This window comes from Deltaproteobacteria bacterium (genome assembly GCA_016210045.1).
GTDB lineage: Bacteria > UBA10199 > UBA10199.
Genome location: JACQUX010000034.1, coordinates 1 through 20,877, shown reverse-complemented (window position 1 = coordinate 20,877; position 20,877 = coordinate 1). Strand labels below are relative to the sequence as shown.

Genomic DNA, 20,877 nt, shown 5'->3' with positions numbered 1-20,877 from the left:
CCCGACGTACCGCAGCAGGGGTCGTACTCTCGGCCTCGGTTGGGCTCGAGCTTCTCGACCAGGAGATTGTCCTCGCAGTGCGGCGTGTAGTATTCGCCGCCCTTTTTGCCCTCGGCGCTGGCGAACTGGGAAAGGAAGTACTCGTAGACCCGGCCGAGCACGTCCTTGGCGCGGCTCGCCTCGTCGCCAATTTTGATGTTGCTGATGAGGTCGATGAGCTGGCCCAAGCGCTGTTTGTCGAGCGCGGGGCGGGCGTAGTCCTTGGGCAGCACGCCCTTGAGCGCCGGGTTGTCGCGCTCGATGCCGGCCATCGCGTCGTCGACGAGCTGGCCGATGGACGACTGACGAGCCTGCGCCTTCAGATGCGACCAGCGCGCCTCGGGCGGGACCCAGAAAATATTCTTGGCGCGATACTCGTCCGGATCTTCGGGGTCGGCCCCTTGTGTCTTTTCTGCGAGCAGTGTCGCGTGCCGCTCCTCGAAGGCGTCGGAGATGTACTTGAGAAAGAGAAGGCCCAGACAGACATGCTTGTACTCGGCGGCATCCATGCTGCCGCGCAGTGCGTCGGCCATGCGCCACAGCTCGGCTTCGTAGCCAACGGTAGCGCCGTTTCCCGGCTGACGGGTCCCGCCATTTGCTACCGTCCGACGATTGGGCTTCAACCTCACGATCGCATCCCCGCTCGTTTCACTCTCACCATGCCACGGCTCATCATCCACAGGATCCGCCACGCACCATGTATTTCACACCACACCCCCGGGGGCGTGTAAATGAGAAACCCTGTCCAGAGACAACAGCACAACGATGACCGCTCCGGCCCTCCCTCAAGCTTCCAAACCGCAGCGCCGTTAGATATTGCGAGGGAGCGCGGCCTGTGTCAGACGGATGCCGTCCGACCTCCATTATGGCCGCTGCAATGACTCCCACCGGTTTGCGCGTCTTGCTCTCTACGTCCATGTCCAACTCGGGGTTTTTCATCTCTCCGCCGATGGGGCTGGTCCGCTTGCAACATTATTTGCAGGAACGCGGCATTCATTGCGACATCCTCGATCTCGATCTGCGCAGCCAACCCGACTATCTGCAACGCGCCATCGACGGCGCCTACGACGTCATCGGGATCAGCGTCTCGCATTACAACGTGACCCAAGATTTGGAATTGCTCTGGACGGTGCGCGAGGCGGCGCGGCGCGCAGGCCGGCGGTGTCTCTTTGTCGGCGGCGGCCAAGAGGCCACAATGAATTACGCACAGTGGCTCCGGATGGGGATTGATGTCGTGTTGGCCGGCTTTGCGGAAAAGCGGCTTTACGACCTCTGCGTCCGCTACGCCGCGGCATCCGCCACAACGCCGCTCGCCACCGTCGTGGACGGGATGGACGGTTGCGGCGTCGTCTTGTCCGACGGCACGATCCGCTTCACACCGGCGGCGCCGCTCACGGAAGCAGAATTCCACGAACTGTCGTATGCGCAACTCTTGAAACTGCGCGTCCCGTTCTCGGCGTATTGGGAGCAAGTCCGCGGCGAGATCGGGACCACGAATTTTCACAAAAATAAATTCACGGTCGAAAATGCGCGGCTGTTCACTTCCAGTCACTGCCCGCGCGGCTGCGGATTTTGCAGTTCGCAAACTTTTTTGCCCGCGTCTCAGTCGAAAAAACTCCCGATCATCATGTTGACCGCCGCGCAGGTCATGACACTATTGGAACATTACGCGAACACTTATGGTGCGAAGAGCTTCCTGTTCAGCGACGACGACTTCCTGGTCGGCTCGCGTCCGGGATTGGAACGCGCCTTTGAGATCAGCCGCCACATTTGCACAGCCAAAGCGGCGGGGGCCCTCCCCGTCGAATCCCATTTCTCCTGCCAGACCCGCGTCGTGAATTTCCTCCACCGTGAAGATGGCGTCACGCGGCCGCATTGGGCGTTCATCGAATCGCTGCATGAAGCGGGCTTTCACAGCGTCGGGCTCGGCGTCGAAACCTTTTCCGATCGGCTGCTGCGCTGTCCGTCGGTGAACAAAGTGGGCATCACGGTCGCCGATTGTCGGATGGCGGTCGACGCGTTGTTAGCGCGCGGCCTGCTGCCGCAAATCAATTTGATCCTCGCCGTCCCGGAATCCACGGTCGATGAAATGGTGCATTCAATGCGGGTCGGCGCTGAGTATATCCGTCAAGGCTGCCAAGTCGCCGTGACCGCACTGATGAAGGCCATCCCCGGCGCGCCAATGTTGACGTCGCGCGACTACGCGCACACCACGCTCGCGTGGACCAATCCGGAGACCGGTCGCGCGGTGGAGATCGCGCATTATTTCCTTCCGCACGATCCGCAGATCGCGGCGATTGTGAACCAGATCGAACCGGCGTCGGAGGAAGAATTGCGGCGCTGGAAGGCCAACAGTCCGTGGCAAGGCGGGACCACGCCGAAGTTCCTCGTCGGGCTCGCCACGTTTATTGCCGTCTGTCGGCTGCTGAATCGCCACGACGACGCCGCTTACTTCGCTGACGTCACGTCATCCGTGATCGCTGAGGTCGATCGCGTCGCGGTCATCTGAGCCACATTGCGTAACCGTTCCGGCAATCCACGCACTAAGCGATGCTCGGGCGCCGTCTGTTGCGCCAACGCCAGTAACTCGGCCGTTGCGACCGGATCGGCCGCTTCCGCGGCGGTCACGGCGGACCGAACGATCAACGTGATCGGACGCCACGGGGCGTCGTGCAAGATCCGCTGCCACGTCGTGAGCGCGGCGTGGAGATACCCGCTGAATGAATAGAGATAGCCGAGTACGGCCTCCAATAGAAAATGGTCCCGCGCCGCGTCGCCGGTGAGCGGATACTCCGGCGCGGATTCGATCGGAATCGGTGGACACAGCGAACGCTGCGCTGCGCCGGCATTCGGCGTCGCCTCCAACAATTGCGGCAACCAGCCGCGCTGCGCCGCGCGAATGCGCGCCTGGCGGGCCTCCCAGTCCGTGCAAAACTGCGTTACCAGCGCAACGGCCTCGTCGGCGGTCCGAAAATACGGGACCGCCTGCGCATCGAGAAACGGATGGCCATAGGCCGGCTGATCGCCGAACGTCGGCCACATCGCCAACGGCAACCCGCCGGCGGCGATACACTCGACTACACTGGGGTGCGGCAATTGCAACGTATTGGCCGGCGCGAGGCTGAGCGTCACCGTGGCACGCCGGTACAACTGCGGGACTTGGGCAGGGTCTACCTTCCCCCCACAGAGGGCCGGTGGAAGCAGCCGATCCCACCACCAACCGTAGACTTGCACACGCCGACCCTCCATCTTGGACAAGATGGCCATTAACATCCGAATCCGATGTTGCGCGTAATAGAACCACTCGAGCGAAGCGAGTAATGCCGTACCGAACGGCGGCGCAATCCCCAACCCCGCATGGGACAATCGTTGCCGCGTGAGCAGCAAGGCATGATGAATCGCCGTCGGCGCATACCCGCCGGCGCCCTCGGCGATGCATTCGTACAGCTCATTCAGTTCCGCCACCGCCAACGATTCGAAGCGCGAAGAATGGGCCACGACCACGTCGAGACACATCGCGTCAGGCCCCTCCGCCGGCGCGACAACGGATGCACATCCCGACAGATAGCGATACGGCGCATAGCGGAGCTCCGTCTGCGGCGGCACAGTCCGCGCCGCGTGATAGGCATCGATCGCATAGAAAATCGTGTGCGGGGATGGATAGCGGGCGCAGTGCGCGGCATAATCCCCACCCCCTTGAAAAGAACAGTGCATATGCGTCAAGAGGTCGCGAAATACGGCATGCAGTGGGATCCCGAGATGCCGCAACAGTTCGCGTTCGAAGAGCAACACCTCGATCCCCCAAAACGGGGCCAGATTGCGACAGGCGACCACACACGGTCGGATCGTGTCGAGTCGTTGCAGCAACGCCGTGGCCGCCGCCGCTTGGCGCGCCACCATTTCTGCCGCCACCTGCGGAATAGCTTCGCGTGCGCACGACGCAGCTTCCAGGAGACAGCGTGCCCGATGCAAATTCGACGGGCAGTCCACGATGAACTGATCCTGCGTAGCGGTCGCAAGAAACGCTCCAACATCGCGCGCGATCGTCGTCCGCTCATCGTCGCGCACTAAGAGCAGGAGCGCCGTATCGGTCGCGGGATGCCGGCGATAGGCGGCATAGGTGGCGGCATAGTGCGCATGGAATTGTTGCGCCCCGGCCGTGAGTCGCAACGTCAATTCAAGATATTTCAGATACTCTTGTTCCGCCGGGTGCACCGGCAGCAGAAAGCATTCCACGTCACGCCAGCCGGCCGGCTCGACCTCGAGCAGCTGCATCGCCAACCCGCCCATCTCTTCGTACCAAAATGACGTGATCGCTCCACGAAATTGCAACGGCGAGACGATCCCTTCCCGCCCCACGACAACGCGCACCGCCGCCGACACGTGTGGGGTACCGGCATACGCTCGATACGCGGCGTCGTATCCGCGAGATTTTTCGACCACGATGGCGGGCCGCGTCCAGCCCGCTCGCTCCAGTGCGGGCAAATGCTCGACACCAACGAAGATCGGCGTCGTCCCGTCCGGCAACTGCGTCGCCACAGCGACATTCCGCGCGGCCTGCGCCTCTCGCGGTGCCACGGCCCACAACCGCCACGGCGTGTGCATCACGCCATGCAGCTGCGCGACACCGTCGACGATCTCCCACGCCACCAACGCATCGCTGCTCTCATCCTCCATAAGCACCCCACCCCTCGCAACTCATTGATTTAGCGACACTTCGTCCCTCGACTTTCAGCAGGCCATGCTGGCAGCATGGCCTGCTTTGCTACTGCGCCGCCGCATAGAGCACCGTTTCCACCAATGCCTCGGCGTGTTGCCGCAGCAAGAAACGATAGCCCACGCCGAGCGATTGGAGATATTCCATCAGCTGCCACAAATGCGCGGGCCGATGATACACCGCGATTGCGAGCTGCGGCCGCTGCCGCCGAATCAGTGCCGCTGCGCCTTGCAGCGCCTCCAACTCCGCGCCTTCGATGTTGAGTTTGATCAACGTCGCATCCGCCGCGGCCGGGGAATCATCCAACGCCACCGTCCGTACGGGTGTTCCGCCATGCGCGGCGAGATGCGCGGTTCGCCCGGCATCTCGCACGAATTGGGCCTCGCCCGCGCGGGCCGCGAGCGCACTGGAGACACATCGCACGCGCGCATCGCCCTGCGTCGCGACTTGTAATTGCGCAAAATTGTCGGGATCCGGCTCAAACAACAGCGCGGCACGATACCGATGGCCGCTCCACGCGCCGAAGCGCGCGAACGTATCGCCGGTATACGCGCCGCCGTCGATGAACACGTCTCGTTCACCACCGGATGTGAGCTCGGCAAAATAGGCGTCCGGACGACAACAACCCGCAAGCCGCTCCGGTTCCAACGTCATCCGAAAGGCCAGCACCGCGTCGAGTGTCGCACGCGAGGCATCATCGGCCAAGACCTGCGCCAACGCGGCATAGCGATCGCGGTGCGCCCACAAATCCGCCAACAGTCCGGCATAAAACGGATGCGCCGGCCATTGCGGATCGGCCTCGTGAAACAACGCGTATGGAAGGCAATGCTGAAATCCTTGCACGCGGAGCCGCGTCGCCAACGGTCCGTAATGATGCGTGCCGAGCGCAATCGGTGTCGCGCGATCCAGCGCCTGCATGGCCGCCAACGGCCGGATCACGTGGCCCGCTAACGACGCACCCTCGCGCGCCGGCGATTCGTCAAAAATGCCGCCAATTTCCACGCCGCGCGCTGCAGCCGCCTGCACCAACGGCGCGATCCATCCGGCCGCGCCAACCACCGCGATGCGCCCGGCCGCCGGCACCGCCGCCGCGTGATACCGCGCTAGCCACCCGGACCGCAGTGTGTCATAGCTCGCAATGGCCAACAGCTCTGCCAGAGACATGGCCTCTCGTAACGGAACCGCTCGGACCGCACAATATGCAATTTCACTCCGCCACCACCGCCGATTGCGCATGCGTCTATCGCTGGCGCACCGATCCGCGCACCACGCGCCATTTCTTCGACCAGCGGGAGATTGCGTGGGAAACGCACTGCACATGGTTCGAGCGCGTGTTGCAAGACCCCGACGACTCCATCCTGCTCGCCGCCACCGAAAACGAACAGGTCGGCGTCATTCGGCTCACCTGCTTTACTGAAGTGGAGTGTCGTTGCGGTCAAGTCGGACTCTATATGAATCCCGACCTCCACGGCCGCGGCCTCGGCAAACAGATGCTGACGCACTTTACCCAAGACTGGTGCCCGCGCATGGCACCGGACGTCACTCGGCTGTTCGGCAAAGTCGCGCTCGCCAATATCGCGTCGCAGCGCTGTTTCCTGGCCGCAGGCTACCACGCCGCCGCGGAACGCGTCTGGGGTGCGCGCGACATCCGCGAAATCGCGCGCCTGCTGTGCGCCCCGACCCCACCACCCCCGACCGCCTGGCTTCCCCCGTCCGGCCAGACCTGCGATCACTGTGTTTATGTCTGCGAACGCACACCGACGCCGACGACGAACAAGTAATGCGCCATCGGATAAAAGCCGGTGTGCACCACTTCATCGTTCATCGAAAACAGGAAGACATTGTGAAAATACGGGGCGAATAGCGCGCGCAGGCCTTCGTGGTCTTTCGTGTTCACATGATTGAGCCGGCTGATCTCGCTGGCGTGGCGATCGGCCGCGCTATTCGGCGTGCCGAACACACAGACCGCGTGCGGTGCCAATCCGGCACAGAGGTGTTGCATGAAACGCGATTCCACGGCCGGCGCCACATGCTCGATCACATCGAGACTGTAGGCCGCGTCGAACAGCCCGCCGGGACATGGGCTGTGGGTTAAATCATGGCGGAGAAACTGGCACGCGGCCAGCTGCGCACGGGCCTGGTTCGCGGCGATAATCTCCGGCTCGATATCGATCCCGACAATCCTTGGCACACTCTGCAACATGAGCGGGAGACAAAACCCATCCCCGCATCCGACTTCCAACGCCGACGACTTGCCCGCCAACAATTTCGCGCAAAATTTGTAGCGTGCCATCGAAAACAGCAAATGTTTCGGATCGTGTCGCCAAGTGAAACTCGCCATCGGCCCCATCGCGACGGGTCCAAGTCGCGTATATTCTTCGTGCAAGATCGGTTGAAACGCTTGGGGAGTATGCGCCGCCATCATGTCTCCTTTAGTGCGCAACGCTCCCTCCTCGGTCGCATTGCGATCATCGCTACTGCGCGCCATGCCTCCGCTACCGCTGCGGCGCGCTTACTCCTTTCGCAACCAGGTCCGTTCGACTTTCAACAACGCCGCGACGATATCATCGATCTCCGCCACCGTGTAGCCCTCGTGGAGCAGCAGATTGAATGAGTGTTCCCGCCAGGCCGTCGCATGCGGCGTGGAAGCGGTAGCGGCCAGATGCGGCCGCAGCCACGGCCATTCGCTCGCGACATACCGATAATCGGGGTTGAGCGGAATCCCTTCCGCGGCCACGGCCTGCGCAAACGTAGGCTTGTCGACCGTGAGCCGTTCCAGATGCACTCCCAGCGTGACAAAAAAATACGCGGGTTCAGCGTCCGGCGGGAGCGACGGCAAATATATGGCGCGCGCCGCTTGCAAGCCGACGACAAGCCGCTCCACGAGCGCGCGACGTGCCGCCAAGATCGCCGGCAGGCGTGCCAACGTGCTCGTCCCGATCGCGCAAGAAATTTCGTCCTGATTAAAATTCAACCCGGCCATCATGAAAGTCGTCGGATCTTTGGGCGCAAAATCTGGCGCATGAAACGGCTTGCCGCGATCGGCCCACGCACGCAGCCGTTCATACAATCGCGCGTCTCGTGTGTAGACCAAGCCGCCACATCCGCCCGTCGCATGATGCTTGGAAAACATCGTGGAAAACGTCGCGCAGTCACCGAACGTGCCGACCTGCTGGCCGCGCCACCGCGCACCGTGTGCCTGGGCACAGTCTTCGATCACGCGCAAATCGCGCGCCCGCGCCACGGCCAGCAACGCGTCCAGATCGCACGGAATCCCGCCGACGTGCGTCACCAGTAGTGCGCGGGTCCGCGGCGTGATCCGCTCCTGCACCGATTCCGGCGCCAGTCGCCAGCTGCCTGGCGCGCTATCCGCCAACACCGGTTTCAACCCCAATGCAACCAGCGGCGTGATCCCGCCGGGATCGGTCACCGGCGAACAAATCACTTCGCTGCCGGCCGGCAGTTCCAATGCCAATGCCGCGAGCCACAACGCCGCTGTTCCACTGCTGACCGCATCCGCAAATCCGCCGCCCTGCCACTGCACGACCGCCTGCGTGTATGCGGCTTCGAACGGTCCTTGATATCCGAAATCAGTGCCGATCGCCCACGCATGTTCAAACACCGCGCGGACCTGTTGCAACTCCGCCTCGCCGAATAACCGTCGCGGCGGCATCGGCCGCGTCCGCACTGGTGTGCCGCCGTGAATTGCCAATGGTTCCGCCGCTCGCATCGGACGGATACAACTGCACGCCGTGCGCGAAGTCAATCGCTTCAGAGCACGATTTCAGCTGCTCCACTCCACGTAGATGTGTTAGAGCCCGATCAGTACGTACGGATTGACGCTGATGCCCATGAACCCCGAACAACCCAACGCGTCCGATTCCACGCCATTGTTGACGCAACGCGAACTGAAGTGGTTGGGCAATACGGCGTATCTCCGATTACGCCATGTGTTGCGGACCTGGAAGGCGTTTCATACCCTGCCACCACTCGTCGCGCTGCGATCCTCGGTGGCAAGTTTGCCGATCGTCGCGATCGACACGGATGCCGCCCCCGCGACCGCGGACCTCGCCACCACGGCACGCGCCGCCATTCTCGTCGCCGATTATCGACAACTCCCGCGACTCCTCCGCGCAGGTACACCTCCGCATTGTTTCACCACGCCCGACACCTTGTCCGACTATTATCAGTGCATCGAACCATGCGGCGCGCTGGCGCAATCGATCGCCGTCATCACACCGACGACACATCCGTCCGTGGTGGAATTGTTGCGCGGACCGCGCGCACGGCTGACCGTCGCGGAACCGACACTCAGCGGCCTGGAACAATACGCCCTCCTCACCATCGATGTCGAAGCCGCGCATTCCGCCGCCGCCGCAATCGCCCGAGCACTCCATCCGCCAACCGGCGCGGCCGCACAAACGACGGAACAACACTCGACCGCGACACCGCCCTCGTCACTGGTACCGTATCTCCCACTACCGGCCAACATTCCACCACCGCAGCCCCAGATCGAGCAACTGATTGCCACATTCGATCAGTGCCTCACGGAAACGGTCCACGCACACCAACGCATCGGCCACGATTGGTATCACATCCTCCATCGACCGGGCGACGAAGCCCAACGTCGCGAGGAACATGCGCGCTATTTTCAAGCGATCGACGCCATCATCCAAGGACTCGTCGGCATGATGCCTCCACCGTTTCACCGCGTGCTGGCGATTGAAACGGCGTGCCTCGAGCAAGAACGAGCCGCCGCCTCACAACTCGCTGGGTTCCTCTATGTTCAAGGCGCCACGATGATCGGCTACCTGCGTTGGTTTGAGGGAGCCATGACGTGGCTCCCGTTGCTGCGCGCCGATCTCCAAACGTTGAAGGACGCCGGATGACTTTTCTCGCCGACAACTTGCGCGCATTGGCGGCACGCAATCCAGCTCTCGCCACGACACTCCGGCAACTGCGTGCGCCTGCGCCCTCACCGACGGCCGCCGCAACCGATGCCTGCAGCGACGCACTGTTGCAGGAAATTCGCGCGCTCGCCAATCCCCAACTCTTGGTCTGGTGCGGTCTCGGCTCCGGTGCGGCGCTCGCGCAATACGCAACCGCACGACATCCCCGAAACCGTTTCCTGATCGTCGTCGAACCGGACCTTGCGACGTTCCACGCCGCGCTCACGACGCATGACTGGCAAGCGCTCTTACAGCATCCACACATTTGGTGGTGCATTGGCATCGCTACACACGCCCTCGAAGCCACGTTCTATGATATGTTCCAACACCCGGAACTCGCCGCGTATCTACGCGCCCACACGATCGTCGACCTCGGCACCGTGCCCGCGTACGCCCCGGCCGTGCGCCGTGCGTGGGGACACGTCACCGAGGAACTCTTTCGCGAATCGCACGCCGTTGAAGTCGACGCCCCGGTCGGATTCAGCAATGTCCTGCACAACCTCGATCGCATCCTGCGCACGCCGCTGCTGCACACGCTCAAAGACCGCTTTACCGGACGTCCCGGCATCTTGGTCTCCACCGGCCCCTCGCTCACGCAGACCTTGCCCGCGTTGCAACGCGTCGCGGATCGCGCTGTCTGTTTCGCCGTCGACTCGGCACTGCGCATCCTGCTGCAGCACGGCATCACACCGCATTTCACCGGATGCCAGGAACGCCAATACCTCACGACCGACCACTTCCGTGACCTCGACACACGCAAGACCGTCCTCGTCAGCACGCCCGTCGTCCATCCCGAAACGTATCAACTCTATCAAGGCCCGCAGGTCCTCTTGGCCCGCGAACATCACTTTCTCCCCTGGCTCTTTCCCGGCATCGCCACGCACGGCCGCGCGATGTCGAGCGTCTCGCACTTAGGCCTCTTCGTGCTGCAGTATCTCGGCTGCCGTCCCATTTACTTAGTCGGCCAAGACCTGGCGTACGACCCCGACACGCGCGGCTCCCACGCGACCGGCTATCATCTGCGCGAAGACGAAGCGGCGTGGCAAGCCGCCGGCCACACGACCTGCGAAGCCCGCGCCAATCACGGAGAGATGATCGCGACGCTGCAATGGTGGCACCAAGTGGCGCGTTTCATCAGTTACATGATCCGCGAACATCGCATCGAATGTTACAACGTGATCCCGGAACGTTTCGGCATCGCGATTCCCGATACGACACGGCTCGAACCGGACGACGCCTTGGTTGCACGCTTCGGCCCCCCGTTCGACGCGCATGCCCAGCTCATGGCGAATTTCCCGACCTTCACGCCGGACCTGCTCGTTACGCGTCGACAAACGGCCATCGCGACACTGCACGCCACGCGCGATTGGTTGCACGCGTGTTGCGCCACGAATTGGCAACTCATGAGCGACCTTTTCGCATGGTTCGTCGCGCGGCCCCCAACGCTCTCGCGCGGCAACACGACGGAGGCCTATCAACGCTTCTTCCGCCAACTCGAACGACAAACCGCCGCGCTGATGCAGCATCCGTATTACGCCACCGTGCTCGCACCGCTCGTCCAGGCCCGGCATCTCGAACTCGGACAGACCAGCGTCGCACTGTTGGACCGCGACGACGACCGCCCGGAGACCCGCGAAGCCAAACTAGCCATCCCACTCAGCTGGTTCAGTGAAATCGTGGTACGCGCCCAAGGCGCGCTGCACCAGATCGACCAGATACTCAGCCAGTCCGTGTAGCGGCGACGCGACAAACGATCCGACCAAGGAAACCAGCCATCACACCGGACACGGTGCCGGCAGCGCACGGACGACCCGCTGAAACACTGATTCTGGAATTCCGGCATGGAGTGGGATCGGCACACACGGGCGGAAGTCGGGGGCAAGGAGATTGCGCCGCACATCAAAATGGTACGTGTCAACGCGGAGCCCATACTCCGCGCACTGCGCCACCAGCGCGGCACGCCGAGCCGAATCCTCACAAAAAAAAGGATAGACCAACGGCGTCAGCCGATCGAGATCGTCGCCGGAGCGCAACACCCCCTGACTGCCGAACCGATCCAAACAGACGCGGAAACGATTCCGCTGCGCCCTCAGGAACGCCTCCAATGCCGCCGGCGTGGTTGGCATGGCGCCACGAATCGCCGTGCCTCGTGGAAACGCCTCGAGGACCCGATAGAGGGTCGATGCCGTGGAGACTGCCGAATGTTGTAAGGCCGGCGTTGCAGCATACAGACGCACATAACACCAGTCCGCCCATCGCGCGCGCCAGCCGCTCAGTGTCGGCGCTTCCTCCCACGCCCGTGCGATCGGGGCATGGAGCCACGCACGATTGATACGCAGCACGCCCGCGTAACTCACGGAAAAAAGTTTCGGCAGTGAATAAAACGCGACATCGCCAAAGTCCCCGACCGACACCCCATTCCAAGCTCCCTCCAAGACATGTGCACAATCTTCGATCCACAACGGCCGGACATCCGCGGGAAAGGCCGCAGCCAGCGCGTCGAAGTCTTGCGGAAATCCCCACTGATGAAAGACCAGTACCGCCCGCGTGCGCGGCGAAGGACCAAAGGCAGGACGTCCATACCGCTCCAAGACCTCATGCACACAATGACTCAGGTATTGTGGGACCAGCACCTCATCGGCGCCGCCGATTCCCGCCGTCGCGAGCGTCAACGCCAGGGCCGCGCGTCCCGAACTCGTGCAGAAGAGCGGCGTGGCAGCACCCCAACGAGCGTGGAACGCGGTCATGACGGCGTTCGTACGCGACTGCCATCCATGGCGCAGATAGGCCGTCCACGGGAGCGTGCGATAATAGCGGTGCAACATGGCGCGCCCCTACCACACGACTTGACAATTGCGAAGGCCTTGCCTACCCCGCCCCCATGCCCTCTTGCTTTGCCGCGTTCGGCGCTATCGCCGCAGCGATCGACGATCCGACACTCGCCGTCTGTCGCCGTCATTTTCACCGCGACAGCGCGCCCGCCATCGTCACCGACGTCGCCGCGAAGCTCGCGTTGCAGCCGACCGACACGCTGCTGGACATTGGCTGCGGAAGCGGTTCCCTGCTCCTCCCCCTCGCCGCTCGCGTCCGTGAGGTCTGGGGCATCGACCATGCGAATTTTATCACGCGTTTTCTCGCTCCGCTGGCGCCCAACCACTGCCACCTGCTGAGCGGTGACTGGCTCCGCTATGACGGCCCCCTCCCCACCGTCGATGCCGCGCTCTGCTATTCCGTCGTGCAGTACTTCCGATCCCGCACGGAAGTCCAACGTGGCATCGACCGGGCCCTCACGTGCCTCCGTCCCGGAGGTCGTTTATTGATCGGCGACATCCCCAACCGTTCCCGGATGGCGCGCTTTCGCCGCACGCCTGCGTATACATCGGTTCAAGCGGAGTACGAGGCACACCGCGCCACACCGTTATGTGATGAGCAACAACGCGACTTACTCTGGCAACAACACCATGGCCGCACGGTCACTTTCACAGACCGCTGCATCCTCCAACTCCTGCGGATCTATCGCCGCCGCGGTCACGACGCGTTCATCCTTCCCCAACCGCCACAGCTTCCATTCGGCCATACCCGCGAGGACCTCCTGATTATCAAGGGCTCACGCTGATGGCGGCCACGTGACCACGTAATACGGCGTCGGCGCGGCATTGAAGCCGATCTTGAAATCCCCGCGCCATGGCGAATTCACGCCGATACAATCGACCCACGATAATCCGCGTTGTTGCGCGCGTTGCACGTTTTCGAACAACAACATCGTATTCGCCGCCGATTTGCGGAACTCGGTGTCGGTCCCACTTAACAAATAATAACTACAGCGCGGATCGTAGAGAAACAGGGTCCCGCAAATCGGTTGCCCATCCGACTGCACGCAAAACAGCAGCTCCCCCATCCCGGTCTGCAGCGCCATCGCCGCAATCCGCTGAAACCACCGCAGCTCTTCCGCCGGCAACGTGATTTCCTGTCGCCCGAATGTCTTCACAAACAATTCGGTAAACATCCCGACGTCCGCCACCGTGCCGACTTGCACGGCCAGCCCGCTCGCCACGGCCTTTCGATACTCGCGCCGCCGCACCGGTCGCACCGACTCCAAATATGCCTCGAAATCGCGATACGCGCGTAAGTCGATCAATCCGGTATGCCGCACGTGCACCGCAAACCGCTCGCTCGCCGGCTGATGATACCGATACCAAACGAACTGCCGGATATCGACCAGCGAATGATGCAGACAAAACGACACGCGCCCGAGTTGCTGCACCAGCGACTCGATCAGAAATTCCAGGATCGTGCTCTGCATCGGATAGCGCGAATGGATCGGCATCGCCGCGACCGACGCGGCAAACATCGGCCCTTGATACAGCGTGAACGGATGCGGCGCACACTGCGGTCGCACGCCATCCGCGTCCAGCAACACCGGCACGGCCGCAACGACAGCGTCGCCCTTCGTCACCCGATACAATCGATACGGACACCCGAGCGCATCGAGAAAGTCGGTATGACAAAACACCGATCCCTGCGGCGACGCCCAAACAAACGCGTTCCACGCCGCCCGATCCGCCCACTCCGTGCAGACCAATGTCATAGCGAATGCGATTGTCGCGGATTCCGTCGGGAATTTCTAGCGGATTGTGCCCGCTAAATCCACAAACTCAACTGCGGACGCGTCCGACGGTGACGCATTTGTAACACCGTTTGATACAGAGAAAGCGCATCGAGACCGGCCAGCTCGCTGTCGGCCGTCGCGTCCGACCATTCGGCGTCGATCACCGCATGATGCACGCTACCGTCCGCGCGATCTTGGTAAATAATCACCCCACGCGATCCCGCATGCTGCACGAGATTGCCCGTTCTCCGACGCTGTACGGCACCGCCGGAGGGACGTGTCACGACTTGGGGAACTAAGAGCGCACTCATATACAAATGTTGTCAACGGCACAGACTGCGGCAAACTTGAATCCGCCGTCCGCGCGCTCACGCAGCGATCGCAACCACCAGAAATCGCAGCGGAAAAAATTCTCCTCAAGTTTTCCTCAACTATTCCGTTCTTTGTTCGTGAAGGGGAAGTTTTGGCAATTTCAGCAGGCGTATTATCAGTGGGGGGAGCATGAGTAATCGAGTCAGTTCCAGCACGCAGTCCACCTTGCTCCACCAACTCAAGCAAACCGACAGCCGCCAACAAGATCTTCTGGGCAAACTGAGTTCCGGGAAACGAGTGCAGCGCGCCGCAGACGATGTGACCGCGCTGGCGAAGATCGCCAGCCTCGACGCCAATGTGCGCGGCCTCACACAGGCCAACGCCAACGTCACGCAGGCGTCGAACAACATCCAAGTGGCGAGCGGCGGACTCACGCAGTCGCTGAGCGCACTGCAACGCCTGCGCGAATTGGCCGTTCGCGCGGCCGACGGTGGCGCCTCCTCCAACGACCGCGCCGCGATCACCGCGCAAGCCGCGGACCTCTCCGGCAGCATCAATCAAATCGCTCAATCCGTCGAAGTGGATGGCCAGAAACTCTTAAACGGCAGCTTCGATAACAAACAGGTCCAAGTCGGCGCCCAAAGCGGCGACACGCTGACGATCGACATCGCCAGCGCCACGCCCGAAGCACTCGGCGTCAGCGACATCGACTTGAGCACCAGCGATGGGGCCAGCGCCGCGATCACCGCGATCGACACGGCCATCAATCAAGTCGCCTCGCAGCTCACCTCGCTCGGCTCCACGCAGACGCGACTCGACGCCACGGCCAACGTCAACCGCCAGAGCCAAACCGACCTGACCGCGTCCCGCTCCGCGCTCGAAGACCTCGATATCGCCGAGGCCCTCGGCGACTTGAAGAACATCGAGATCCGCAAACAACAAGGCATCGCGGTACTCAGCCAACTCAACAAAACCAACGAGCAAAAAATCAAGATTCTGGCGTAAGTCCACCACGAATCGTTTGGACAATTCGTGCAAGCGCTGTTATAGAGGCCGCCTCGTAACAACACACCACCTCAAGGAGGCCTTATGCGCACATTACTCCGTCACCTCAGCCGTGGCGCGATCTTCGGTCTACTGATCGTTTGGGCCCTGCCTACCATCGCCGCCGACGACACCAAGCAAGTCGTCGACATGGCACAAAAATGGCTCACCGTTGTTGATAGCGGCAATTACGTAGGGGCGTGGGAACAGGCCTCGGCGCTCATCAAAGGGGCCGTCGACAAAAACGGCTTCGCCACCCAAGTCGCCGGTGTACGCAAACCGCTCGGGAAAGTCGTCACGCGGACGCTGAAGACCTCCAAACTCGAAACCGCGCTGCCCGGCGCACCCGACGGTCATTATCTGGTGATGCAATTCGACACCGTCTTCGAAAACAAGAAGGTCACGGTCGAGACCGTCACCTTTACCCACGAAAAAGACGGTCAATGGCGCTCCGCCGGGTACTTCATTAAGTAACCCGCGCGCCGCATTTTTCCCTGGCGCCTGGCTCCAGACTTAAGGCATGACAAGCGTCATGTCCGCTACCGCACGCCGTGATCGCGTCTTCTTGCTACTCGCCGGCATCTTCATCGCCACGGCGCTGCTCGGCGAACTCACCGGCGGAAAACTGATTCAAGTCGGTCCGTTTCTGATGAGCGTCGGGATCATCCCGTGGCCGGTCGTGTTACTCACCACCGATATCATGAATGAATTTTACGGCCGCCACGGCGTCCGCCGCATCACGCTGATGACCGTCGGGCTAATCGTCTTCACATTTCTCGTCTTGTTCCTGGAGAGCCGGATCGCCGCCGCACCGCAATCGGCCGTGTCCGACGCGCAATTCATCGCGGTCTTCGGCCAATCGATGTGGATCATTGTCGGCAGCGTGATTGCTTTCTTAACGAGTCAATTCATCGACGTGATCATCTTCTGGGCCGTCCGGCGCCGCACCGGCGGCAAGTGGCTCTGGCTGCGCACCAGCGGCTCCACGGCCGTGTCTCAGCTCGTCGATAGTTTTGTGATTACCGCGATCGCGTTCTGGTTGCCGGGGAAACTCAGCGTCGCCGACTTTGTCCGACTGGCCTCCGCCAACTATTCGTACAAACTGATCATCGCCGTCGCGATGACCCCGTTCATTTACGCGGCCCACACGGCCGTCGCGCGGTATTTGGGCTCTGATGAGGCAAGCGCACTCACCACCACGGCCGCGCAAGAGTCAATCATGGGCTAGCGTCGCCCCCTCCAACGGCAAAGCCGTTGGAGCCTCCCCCTCAGCGCGCCTGTGGCGCTTGTGCCGCAAGCGTCGCCAATTCCCGATCCACGAAATATTCACCGCGTCCGTCGCGCCCCGCCAACCGAATCAGATCGAGGATCTCGCGCATCTGGCGCTCTTCTTCCAACTGCTCGCCGACGTACCACTGTAGGAAATAAAACGTCCCGTAATCTTTAGTACCGAGACACAGATCCACCAACGCGTGAATCGATTTCGTCACCTTGAGCTCGTGTTGCAATGCGGTCTCGAAGACCTCGTCCAGCGACTTGAATTTGCCGGTCGGCGTTTTCGTCCCGGCGACGACGGCATGCCCGCCATGCTCGTTTGTGTAGTGAAAGAGCTTGAGCATATGGGCGCGCTCTTCGTCGGATTGTTTATAGAGAAACTTCGCCGCGCCCGGCCGGCCCGTCTGTTCGCACCACGAGGCCATCGCCAAATAATAATCGGACGCCCCTTCTTCTTGCGCGATCTGTTCGTTCAATGCCTTTTCGATCTTGTCACTGAGCATAAGTCCCCTCCTGTTTGAGTGACTGCCTCAATACGGTGATGAAGCTCATGTGTCAATTCCCGAGCCACTCGCACTCTCCGGTTGCGTTCAGCCCCTGAGCTCAGGTAGACAGCTCCGCACTATGCTAAAAACAACTACTGCGTCCGTCGCCACCACGGCCGGCAAAGAACGACATCCCACCGGACTCTACGTCCTCTTTGCCACCGAAATGTGGGAGCGCTTCAGCTTCTACTCCATGCTCTCGCTGTTCACGCTCTATTTACAAGACCAGACGCAAGGCTTCGCGTGGACCACGGCCGACGCGACGCGGCTCTACGCGAACTACATGGCGTTCGTCTATTTAAGCCCGCTCGTCGGCGGCATCATCGCCGATCGCAAACTCGGCTATCGCCGCTCCGTGATGTTGGGCGGTCTTTTTTTCATGGCCGGCCATTTACTGCTCGCCGTCCCCTCCGTCGCCGTGATGTACGCCGCGCTCACCTGTCTCGTGCTCGGCAACGGCTTCTTCAAACCAAATGTCTCCGCGATGGTCGGCGCGCTCTATCCCGAAGGGAGCCACTTAAAAGACCGCGCGTACAACATTTTCTACATGGGCATTAATATCGGCGCGTTCCTCGGCCCAGTCGTCGTCGAAGCCGTCAAACAGCGCTTCGGCTACCACCCCGCGTTCGCCACCGCCGCCGGCGGGATGCTCGTCTCCATCATGGTGTTGTGGCTATTGAAACGCTTCATTGAACACGCAGATATTCGCCCCTCGAGCGGCGCCGCGAAACAACCGCCAGCGCGCATGGCGGCGCACGTCGCAGCCATCCCAGAACGCGAACGGATCGGCGCGCTGCTTGTCGTCTATCTCATCGCAATCATCTTCTGGATGGCCTTCCATCAGAACTTTTCGACCTGGACGTATTGGGCCGACAACAACACCGACTGGAACGTCTCCGGCACCATTGCCAACGCGATCAATCCGTTCTTCGTCATCACGCTCACGTTCCCGCTCGTTTGGTTTTGGCAATGGCTCGATCGTCGCGGCCGCGAACCGTCCACGGCCATCAAGATGGTGATGGGCATGACCCTCACCGCATTGGCGTACTTTGTGATGACGATGGCCGGTCTCGCCGGCGGCGACACAGGAAAAGTCTCCCCGTCATGGCTGATCGCTGCGTATTTAGTGCTGACGTTGGGCGAACTGATGCTCTCCCCGATGGCCCTCTCGCTCGTCTCCAAACTGGCGCCGCCACGCCTACGCGGCCTCATGATGGGCGGCTGGTTCGTCGCCACCGCGATCGGCAACAAACTCACCGCGATCGGCGTCTACTGGGACGTTTGGCCCCATTCGAAATTTTTCGGCATCATCGGCCTGATCACGCTCGGCAGCGGCGTCCTGCTGCTATTGCTGACACGCCCGTTGAAAAAGGCGATGGGCGAGGCTTAATAGAGAGCGCCTATTACCCCGTCGGCACCGCCTGCAACCGCAGCCCCAGCGCCTGCATGACTTTAAGAATAGTATCGAAAGTTGGACTGCATCCACCCGACAATGCCTTATACAGACTCTCGCGCGAGAGTCCGGTGGCTCGTGCGACGCTTGTCATTCCTTTGGCACGCGCGATATCGCCGAGTGCTTTGGCGATAAAGGCCGCATCGTCGGCATTGTCTTCTAAGCAAGCTTCCAGATACGCCGCCATTTCCTTTGACGTGCGCAAATGTTCAGCGACATCGTAACGTGTGGTTCTTGTTTTCTTCATACACACTCCTATAGGTGTTCCGCGAGTTGCCGCGCGCTTTTAATATCCTTCACTTGCGTACTCTTGCTGTCACCCACCAAGAGGATCACCAATGTCCGTCCACGCCGCGTAAAATACACCCGATAACCAGGCCCATAATCAATACGTAATTCTGAGATGCCTCCGCCTACCGGCTTCACGTCCCCAGAATTCCCAGCAGCCAATCGTTCGATGCGCGCCAACACACGCGCCCGCGCCTGAACATCTCGCAACTTATCCAGCCACTTTACAAATACGTCTGTCTTCCGAATCTCCATCGGAGGGCAATTGTATCCCATGGGATACATCTCGTCAAACAATTACCAAGGGGAATGGCGGCCGCTGCGTTAGCGCCTCGCGATTTCTTCCCCCCACTCCTGCGGCGTCAGCGCACGCAAACGGAGCGCATGCAGTCGCGCGCTCGCCATGCATTCCGCCAAGACCGCATAGACCAACCGATGCCGTTGTAGTGAAGACAGTCCAACAAACCGCTCCGAAACAATCGTGACCGCAACGTGTCCCCCACCTCGCGCCCCTGCATGCCCCACATGCCTCCCCGACTCATCCCCAATCTCCAACACCGAAGGCGCTAACGCCACCTCCAACTCCCGCTTCACCTCCGCAATCAACTCAGTGGACATATGATTGGGCAATGGTCGACAGTAGAATAAGCGAGGCCGGGGGCCCACTCCGCAGGGCGCAGGAGGGAAGGGTTGACCCTTCCCTCCTGCGCCCTGCGGAGTGGGCCCCCGGCCTCGCGGCACTCGTCCATTATTGGCAACAGAACTAATTCGCCACTAAGTACGCGGACAGTTGCTCGCCGTCTTTCAACATCTCGCACGGCACATGCACCAACCGCACATGCTTCGGCTTCACCCCGCGCGATACATCGATCCGCTCCGGCAATTTTTCCCCAGGATACTGCGCAATCCCGACAATCTCTTCCTTGCTGTCCTTCAACGTCGGCACCTCAAAAAATTTCTTTCCATCGTTCGTAATCGTCTCCACTAACTTGATCCCCGCCTCTTCCTCCGCCGCATCTTGCCCCTTCACCTGATACAGCGCCCCAAAATCCGCCGCGATGAAACAACTCCGCCCCGTCACATCGAGCAAATAATGCACGCCGTAACTCGCCCCATACACCACCGACCCCGACACTGTTTCACTCTTCCCATTCGCTGTCACCGTGAAGCTCTGCTCTTTTTGCTTATCGCTCTGCCCGTCGATCTTCACCGTCTTCGCCTCACCCGCCGCCACCGTCCATGTTTCGGACTTCGCCGCCGCCTTCACCTCCACCGGCCCCGCCCCGCTATTCACGATCGACACATAAAAATACCGGCTCTCCCCCAAAAAATACCCAATCCCAATCGCCACCACAAAAAACCCCACCAACCCCAACACCACCTGCTTAATCGTCTTGCCCATAATGATGTCTCCTTTTTAATAAGCTGTAGCGCGAATGGCCGCCCTTATCGCACCCCCCCCATCACAAAACAAGTGCGAAGAGGCGAGGAAACCTGCATCGGCCGGGAGCGTGGGGTGGGGTCCATAGGGGCTCTCAGCTACTTTCAAACAACGGCGTCCTCGAAGCGGGTGGTGAGCGTCACTCGGGCGAGTCTGAGCGAGGGAGCACTATGGTGTTGAAGCTCGACCGAGCGAGGTCTCAGTG

Annotated in this window: 22 protein-coding genes; 9 read left to right on the top strand and 13 right to left on the bottom strand. The window is 61.3% G+C overall.

The annotated features are described in order from the left end of the window. The coding region (locus HY696_10175; protein ID MBI4238761.1) for an SAM-dependent DNA methyltransferase at positions 1-572 on the bottom strand (572 nt) is incomplete at its 3' end. 383 nt (positions 573-955) lie between these two features. Between HY696_10175 and HY696_10170 the strand changes: the two genes are divergently transcribed. Then, positions 956-2,548, top strand: a complete 1,593-nt coding sequence (locus HY696_10170; protein MBI4238760.1) for a cobalamin B12-binding domain-containing protein — start codon at positions 956-958, stop codon at positions 2,546-2,548. On the opposite strand, the gene HY696_10165 is transcribed toward HY696_10170, so the two are convergent. Both HY696_10165 and HY696_10160 read right to left on the bottom strand, forming a co-directional pair. Continuing rightward, the gene (locus HY696_10165; GenBank protein MBI4238759.1) at positions 2,488-4,716 is read right to left on the bottom strand and encodes a hypothetical protein; all 2,229 of its coding nucleotides are present in this window, start codon (positions 4,714-4,716) and stop codon (positions 2,488-2,490) included. The two genes, HY696_10170 and HY696_10165, sit on opposite strands and share 61 nt — an antisense overlap. Positions 4,717-4,804: 88 nt before the next feature. Continuing rightward, positions 4,805-5,920 (bottom strand): FkbM family methyltransferase, encoded by a 1,116-nt coding sequence (locus HY696_10160; protein ID MBI4238758.1) that lies wholly within the window; start codon positions 5,918-5,920, stop codon positions 4,805-4,807. A gap of 35 nt (positions 5,921-5,955) precedes the next feature. Between HY696_10160 and HY696_10155 the strand changes: the two genes are divergently transcribed. Beyond that, a complete protein-coding gene (locus HY696_10155; protein ID MBI4238757.1) occupies positions 5,956-6,537 on the top strand; it encodes a GNAT family N-acetyltransferase in 582 nt (193 codons plus the stop codon). On the opposite strand, the gene HY696_10150 is transcribed toward HY696_10155, so the two are convergent. After that, the gene (locus tag HY696_10150) at positions 6,495-7,244 is read right to left on the bottom strand and encodes a class I SAM-dependent methyltransferase (GenBank protein MBI4238756.1); all 750 of its coding nucleotides are present in this window, start codon (positions 7,242-7,244) and stop codon (positions 6,495-6,497) included. The two genes, HY696_10155 and HY696_10150, sit on opposite strands and share 43 nt — an antisense overlap. Positions 7,245-7,268: 24 nt before the next feature. Beyond that, entirely contained in the window at positions 7,269-8,486 is a 1,218-nt protein-coding gene (locus HY696_10145) for a DegT/DnrJ/EryC1/StrS family aminotransferase (protein MBI4238755.1), read from the bottom strand. 121 nt (positions 8,487-8,607) lie between these two features. Between HY696_10145 and HY696_10140 the strand changes: the two genes are divergently transcribed. Next, on the top strand, positions 8,608-9,645 hold the full coding sequence (locus HY696_10140) for a hypothetical protein (GenBank protein MBI4238754.1): 1,038 nt from the start codon (positions 8,608-8,610) through the stop codon (positions 9,643-9,645). Further along, the gene (locus tag HY696_10135) at positions 9,642-11,441 is read left to right on the top strand and encodes a DUF115 domain-containing protein (protein ID MBI4238753.1); all 1,800 of its coding nucleotides are present in this window, start codon (positions 9,642-9,644) and stop codon (positions 11,439-11,441) included. The genes HY696_10140 and HY696_10135 overlap by 4 nt, the downstream gene beginning before the upstream one ends. A 39-nt stretch (positions 11,442-11,480) precedes the next feature. Here HY696_10135 and HY696_10130 read toward each other — a convergent pair whose 3' ends face one another. Continuing rightward, a complete protein-coding gene (locus HY696_10130) occupies positions 11,481-12,530 on the bottom strand; it encodes a DegT/DnrJ/EryC1/StrS family aminotransferase (protein MBI4238752.1) in 1,050 nt (349 codons plus the stop codon). 56 nt (positions 12,531-12,586) lie between these two features. Here HY696_10130 and HY696_10125 point away from each other — a divergent pair, with 56 nt between their 5' ends. Continuing rightward, a complete protein-coding gene (locus tag HY696_10125) occupies positions 12,587-13,321 on the top strand; it encodes a methyltransferase domain-containing protein (GenBank protein MBI4238751.1) in 735 nt (244 codons plus the stop codon). Here HY696_10125 and HY696_10120 read toward each other — a convergent pair. Beyond that, positions 13,313-14,293, bottom strand: coding sequence for a GNAT family N-acetyltransferase (locus HY696_10120; protein MBI4238750.1), 981 nt, complete (start codon positions 14,291-14,293; stop codon positions 13,313-13,315). The two genes, HY696_10125 and HY696_10120, sit on opposite strands and share 9 nt — an antisense overlap. A gap of 53 nt (positions 14,294-14,346) precedes the next feature. After that, positions 14,347-14,625, bottom strand: coding sequence for a hypothetical protein (locus HY696_10115; protein ID MBI4238749.1), 279 nt, complete (start codon positions 14,623-14,625; stop codon positions 14,347-14,349). 190 nt (positions 14,626-14,815) lie between these two features. Here HY696_10115 and HY696_10110 point away from each other — a divergent pair, with 190 nt between their 5' ends. The 3 genes from HY696_10110 (at position 14,816) to HY696_10100 (ending at position 16,898) form a co-directional block, all read left to right on the top strand. Beyond that, positions 14,816-15,631: a hypothetical protein gene (locus HY696_10110; GenBank protein ID MBI4238748.1), complete on the top strand. Its 816-nt coding sequence runs from the start codon at positions 14,816-14,818 to the stop codon at positions 15,629-15,631. Between the two features lie 84 nt (positions 15,632-15,715). Beyond that, the gene (locus HY696_10105) at positions 15,716-16,144 is read left to right on the top strand and encodes a DUF4019 domain-containing protein (GenBank protein MBI4238747.1); all 429 of its coding nucleotides are present in this window, start codon (positions 15,716-15,718) and stop codon (positions 16,142-16,144) included. Positions 16,145-16,202: 58 nt separating this feature from the next. Next, positions 16,203-16,898: a queuosine precursor transporter gene (locus HY696_10100; protein MBI4238746.1), complete on the top strand. Its 696-nt coding sequence runs from the start codon at positions 16,203-16,205 to the stop codon at positions 16,896-16,898. Between the two features lie 40 nt (positions 16,899-16,938). Here the strand turns inward: HY696_10100 and HY696_10095 are convergent, their stop codons facing one another. Next, on the bottom strand, positions 16,939-17,448 hold the full coding sequence (locus HY696_10095; protein MBI4238745.1) for a ferritin: 510 nt from the start codon (positions 17,446-17,448) through the stop codon (positions 16,939-16,941). A gap of 121 nt (positions 17,449-17,569) precedes the next feature. Here HY696_10095 and HY696_10090 point away from each other — a divergent pair, with 121 nt between their 5' ends. Continuing rightward, positions 17,570-18,880 carry a peptide MFS transporter gene (locus HY696_10090; GenBank protein ID MBI4238744.1) on the top strand — a complete coding sequence of 437 codons (1,311 nt, stop codon included), beginning with the start codon at positions 17,570-17,572 and terminating at the stop codon, positions 18,878-18,880. Positions 18,881-18,893: 13 nt separating this feature from the next. On the opposite strand, the gene HY696_10085 is transcribed toward HY696_10090, so the two are convergent. The 4 genes from HY696_10085 to HY696_10070 all read right to left on the bottom strand — a co-directional run bounded on the left by HY696_10085 (position 18,894) and on the right by HY696_10070 (position 20,633). Beyond that, positions 18,894-19,190, bottom strand: a complete 297-nt coding sequence (locus HY696_10085) for a putative addiction module antidote protein (protein MBI4238743.1) — start codon at positions 19,188-19,190, stop codon at positions 18,894-18,896. Positions 19,191-19,198: 8 nt separating this feature from the next. Further along, positions 19,199-19,486 (bottom strand): type II toxin-antitoxin system RelE/ParE family toxin, encoded by a 288-nt coding sequence (locus HY696_10080; GenBank protein ID MBI4238742.1) that lies wholly within the window; start codon positions 19,484-19,486, stop codon positions 19,199-19,201. A gap of 69 nt (positions 19,487-19,555) precedes the next feature. After that, positions 19,556-19,849, bottom strand: a complete 294-nt coding sequence (locus HY696_10075; protein ID MBI4238741.1) for a BolA family transcriptional regulator — start codon at positions 19,847-19,849, stop codon at positions 19,556-19,558. 145 nt (positions 19,850-19,994) lie between these two features. Then, positions 19,995-20,633 carry a hypothetical protein gene (locus HY696_10070; GenBank protein MBI4238740.1) on the bottom strand — a complete coding sequence of 213 codons (639 nt, stop codon included), beginning with the start codon at positions 20,631-20,633 and terminating at the stop codon, positions 19,995-19,997. Positions 20,634-20,877 lie beyond the last annotated feature (244 nt).

What these genes read in the sequence shown, in the direction of transcription:
- HY696_10135 (MBI4238753.1), top strand. Translation starts at nt 9,642, where the DNA reads ATGACTTTTCTCGCCGACAACTTGCGCGCATTGGCGGCACGCAATCCA.
- HY696_10115 (MBI4238749.1), bottom strand. Translation starts at nt 14,625, where the DNA reads ATGAGTGCGCTCTTAGTTCCCCAAGTCGTGACACGTCCCTCCGGCGGT.
- HY696_10105 (MBI4238747.1), top strand. Translation starts at nt 15,716, where the DNA reads ATGCGCACATTACTCCGTCACCTCAGCCGTGGCGCGATCTTCGGTCTA.
- HY696_10150 (MBI4238756.1), bottom strand. Translation starts at nt 7,244, where the DNA reads ATGGCGCGCAGTAGCGATGATCGCAATGCGACCGAGGAGGGAGCGTTG.
- HY696_10160 (MBI4238758.1), bottom strand. Translation starts at nt 5,920, where the DNA reads ATGTCTCTGGCAGAGCTGTTGGCCATTGCGAGCTATGACACACTGCGG.
- HY696_10110 (MBI4238748.1), top strand. Translation starts at nt 14,816, where the DNA reads ATGAGTAATCGAGTCAGTTCCAGCACGCAGTCCACCTTGCTCCACCAA.
- HY696_10070 (MBI4238740.1), bottom strand. Translation starts at nt 20,633, where the DNA reads ATGGGCAAGACGATTAAGCAGGTGGTGTTGGGGTTGGTGGGGTTTTTT.
- HY696_10085 (MBI4238743.1), bottom strand. Translation starts at nt 19,190, where the DNA reads ATGAAGAAAACAAGAACCACACGTTACGATGTCGCTGAACATTTGCGC.
- HY696_10100 (MBI4238746.1), top strand. Translation starts at nt 16,203, where the DNA reads ATGTCCGCTACCGCACGCCGTGATCGCGTCTTCTTGCTACTCGCCGGC.
- HY696_10155 (MBI4238757.1), top strand. Translation starts at nt 5,956, where the DNA reads ATGCAATTTCACTCCGCCACCACCGCCGATTGCGCATGCGTCTATCGC.
- HY696_10090 (MBI4238744.1), top strand. Translation starts at nt 17,570, where the DNA reads ATGCTAAAAACAACTACTGCGTCCGTCGCCACCACGGCCGGCAAAGAA.
- HY696_10145 (MBI4238755.1), bottom strand. Translation starts at nt 8,486, where the DNA reads ATGCGAGCGGCGGAACCATTGGCAATTCACGGCGGCACACCAGTGCGG.
- HY696_10120 (MBI4238750.1), bottom strand. Translation starts at nt 14,293, where the DNA reads ATGACATTGGTCTGCACGGAGTGGGCGGATCGGGCGGCGTGGAACGCG.
- HY696_10165 (MBI4238759.1), bottom strand. Translation starts at nt 4,716, where the DNA reads ATGGAGGATGAGAGCAGCGATGCGTTGGTGGCGTGGGAGATCGTCGAC.
- HY696_10140 (MBI4238754.1), top strand. Translation starts at nt 8,608, where the DNA reads ATGAACCCCGAACAACCCAACGCGTCCGATTCCACGCCATTGTTGACG.
- HY696_10080 (MBI4238742.1), bottom strand. Translation starts at nt 19,486, where the DNA reads ATGGAGATTCGGAAGACAGACGTATTTGTAAAGTGGCTGGATAAGTTG.
- HY696_10170 (MBI4238760.1), top strand. Translation starts at nt 956, where the DNA reads ATGTCCAACTCGGGGTTTTTCATCTCTCCGCCGATGGGGCTGGTCCGC.
- HY696_10125 (MBI4238751.1), top strand. Translation starts at nt 12,587, where the DNA reads ATGCCCTCTTGCTTTGCCGCGTTCGGCGCTATCGCCGCAGCGATCGAC.
- HY696_10075 (MBI4238741.1), bottom strand. Translation starts at nt 19,849, where the DNA reads ATGTCCACTGAGTTGATTGCGGAGGTGAAGCGGGAGTTGGAGGTGGCG.
- HY696_10095 (MBI4238745.1), bottom strand. Translation starts at nt 17,448, where the DNA reads ATGCTCAGTGACAAGATCGAAAAGGCATTGAACGAACAGATCGCGCAA.
- HY696_10130 (MBI4238752.1), bottom strand. Translation starts at nt 12,530, where the DNA reads ATGTTGCACCGCTATTATCGCACGCTCCCGTGGACGGCCTATCTGCGC.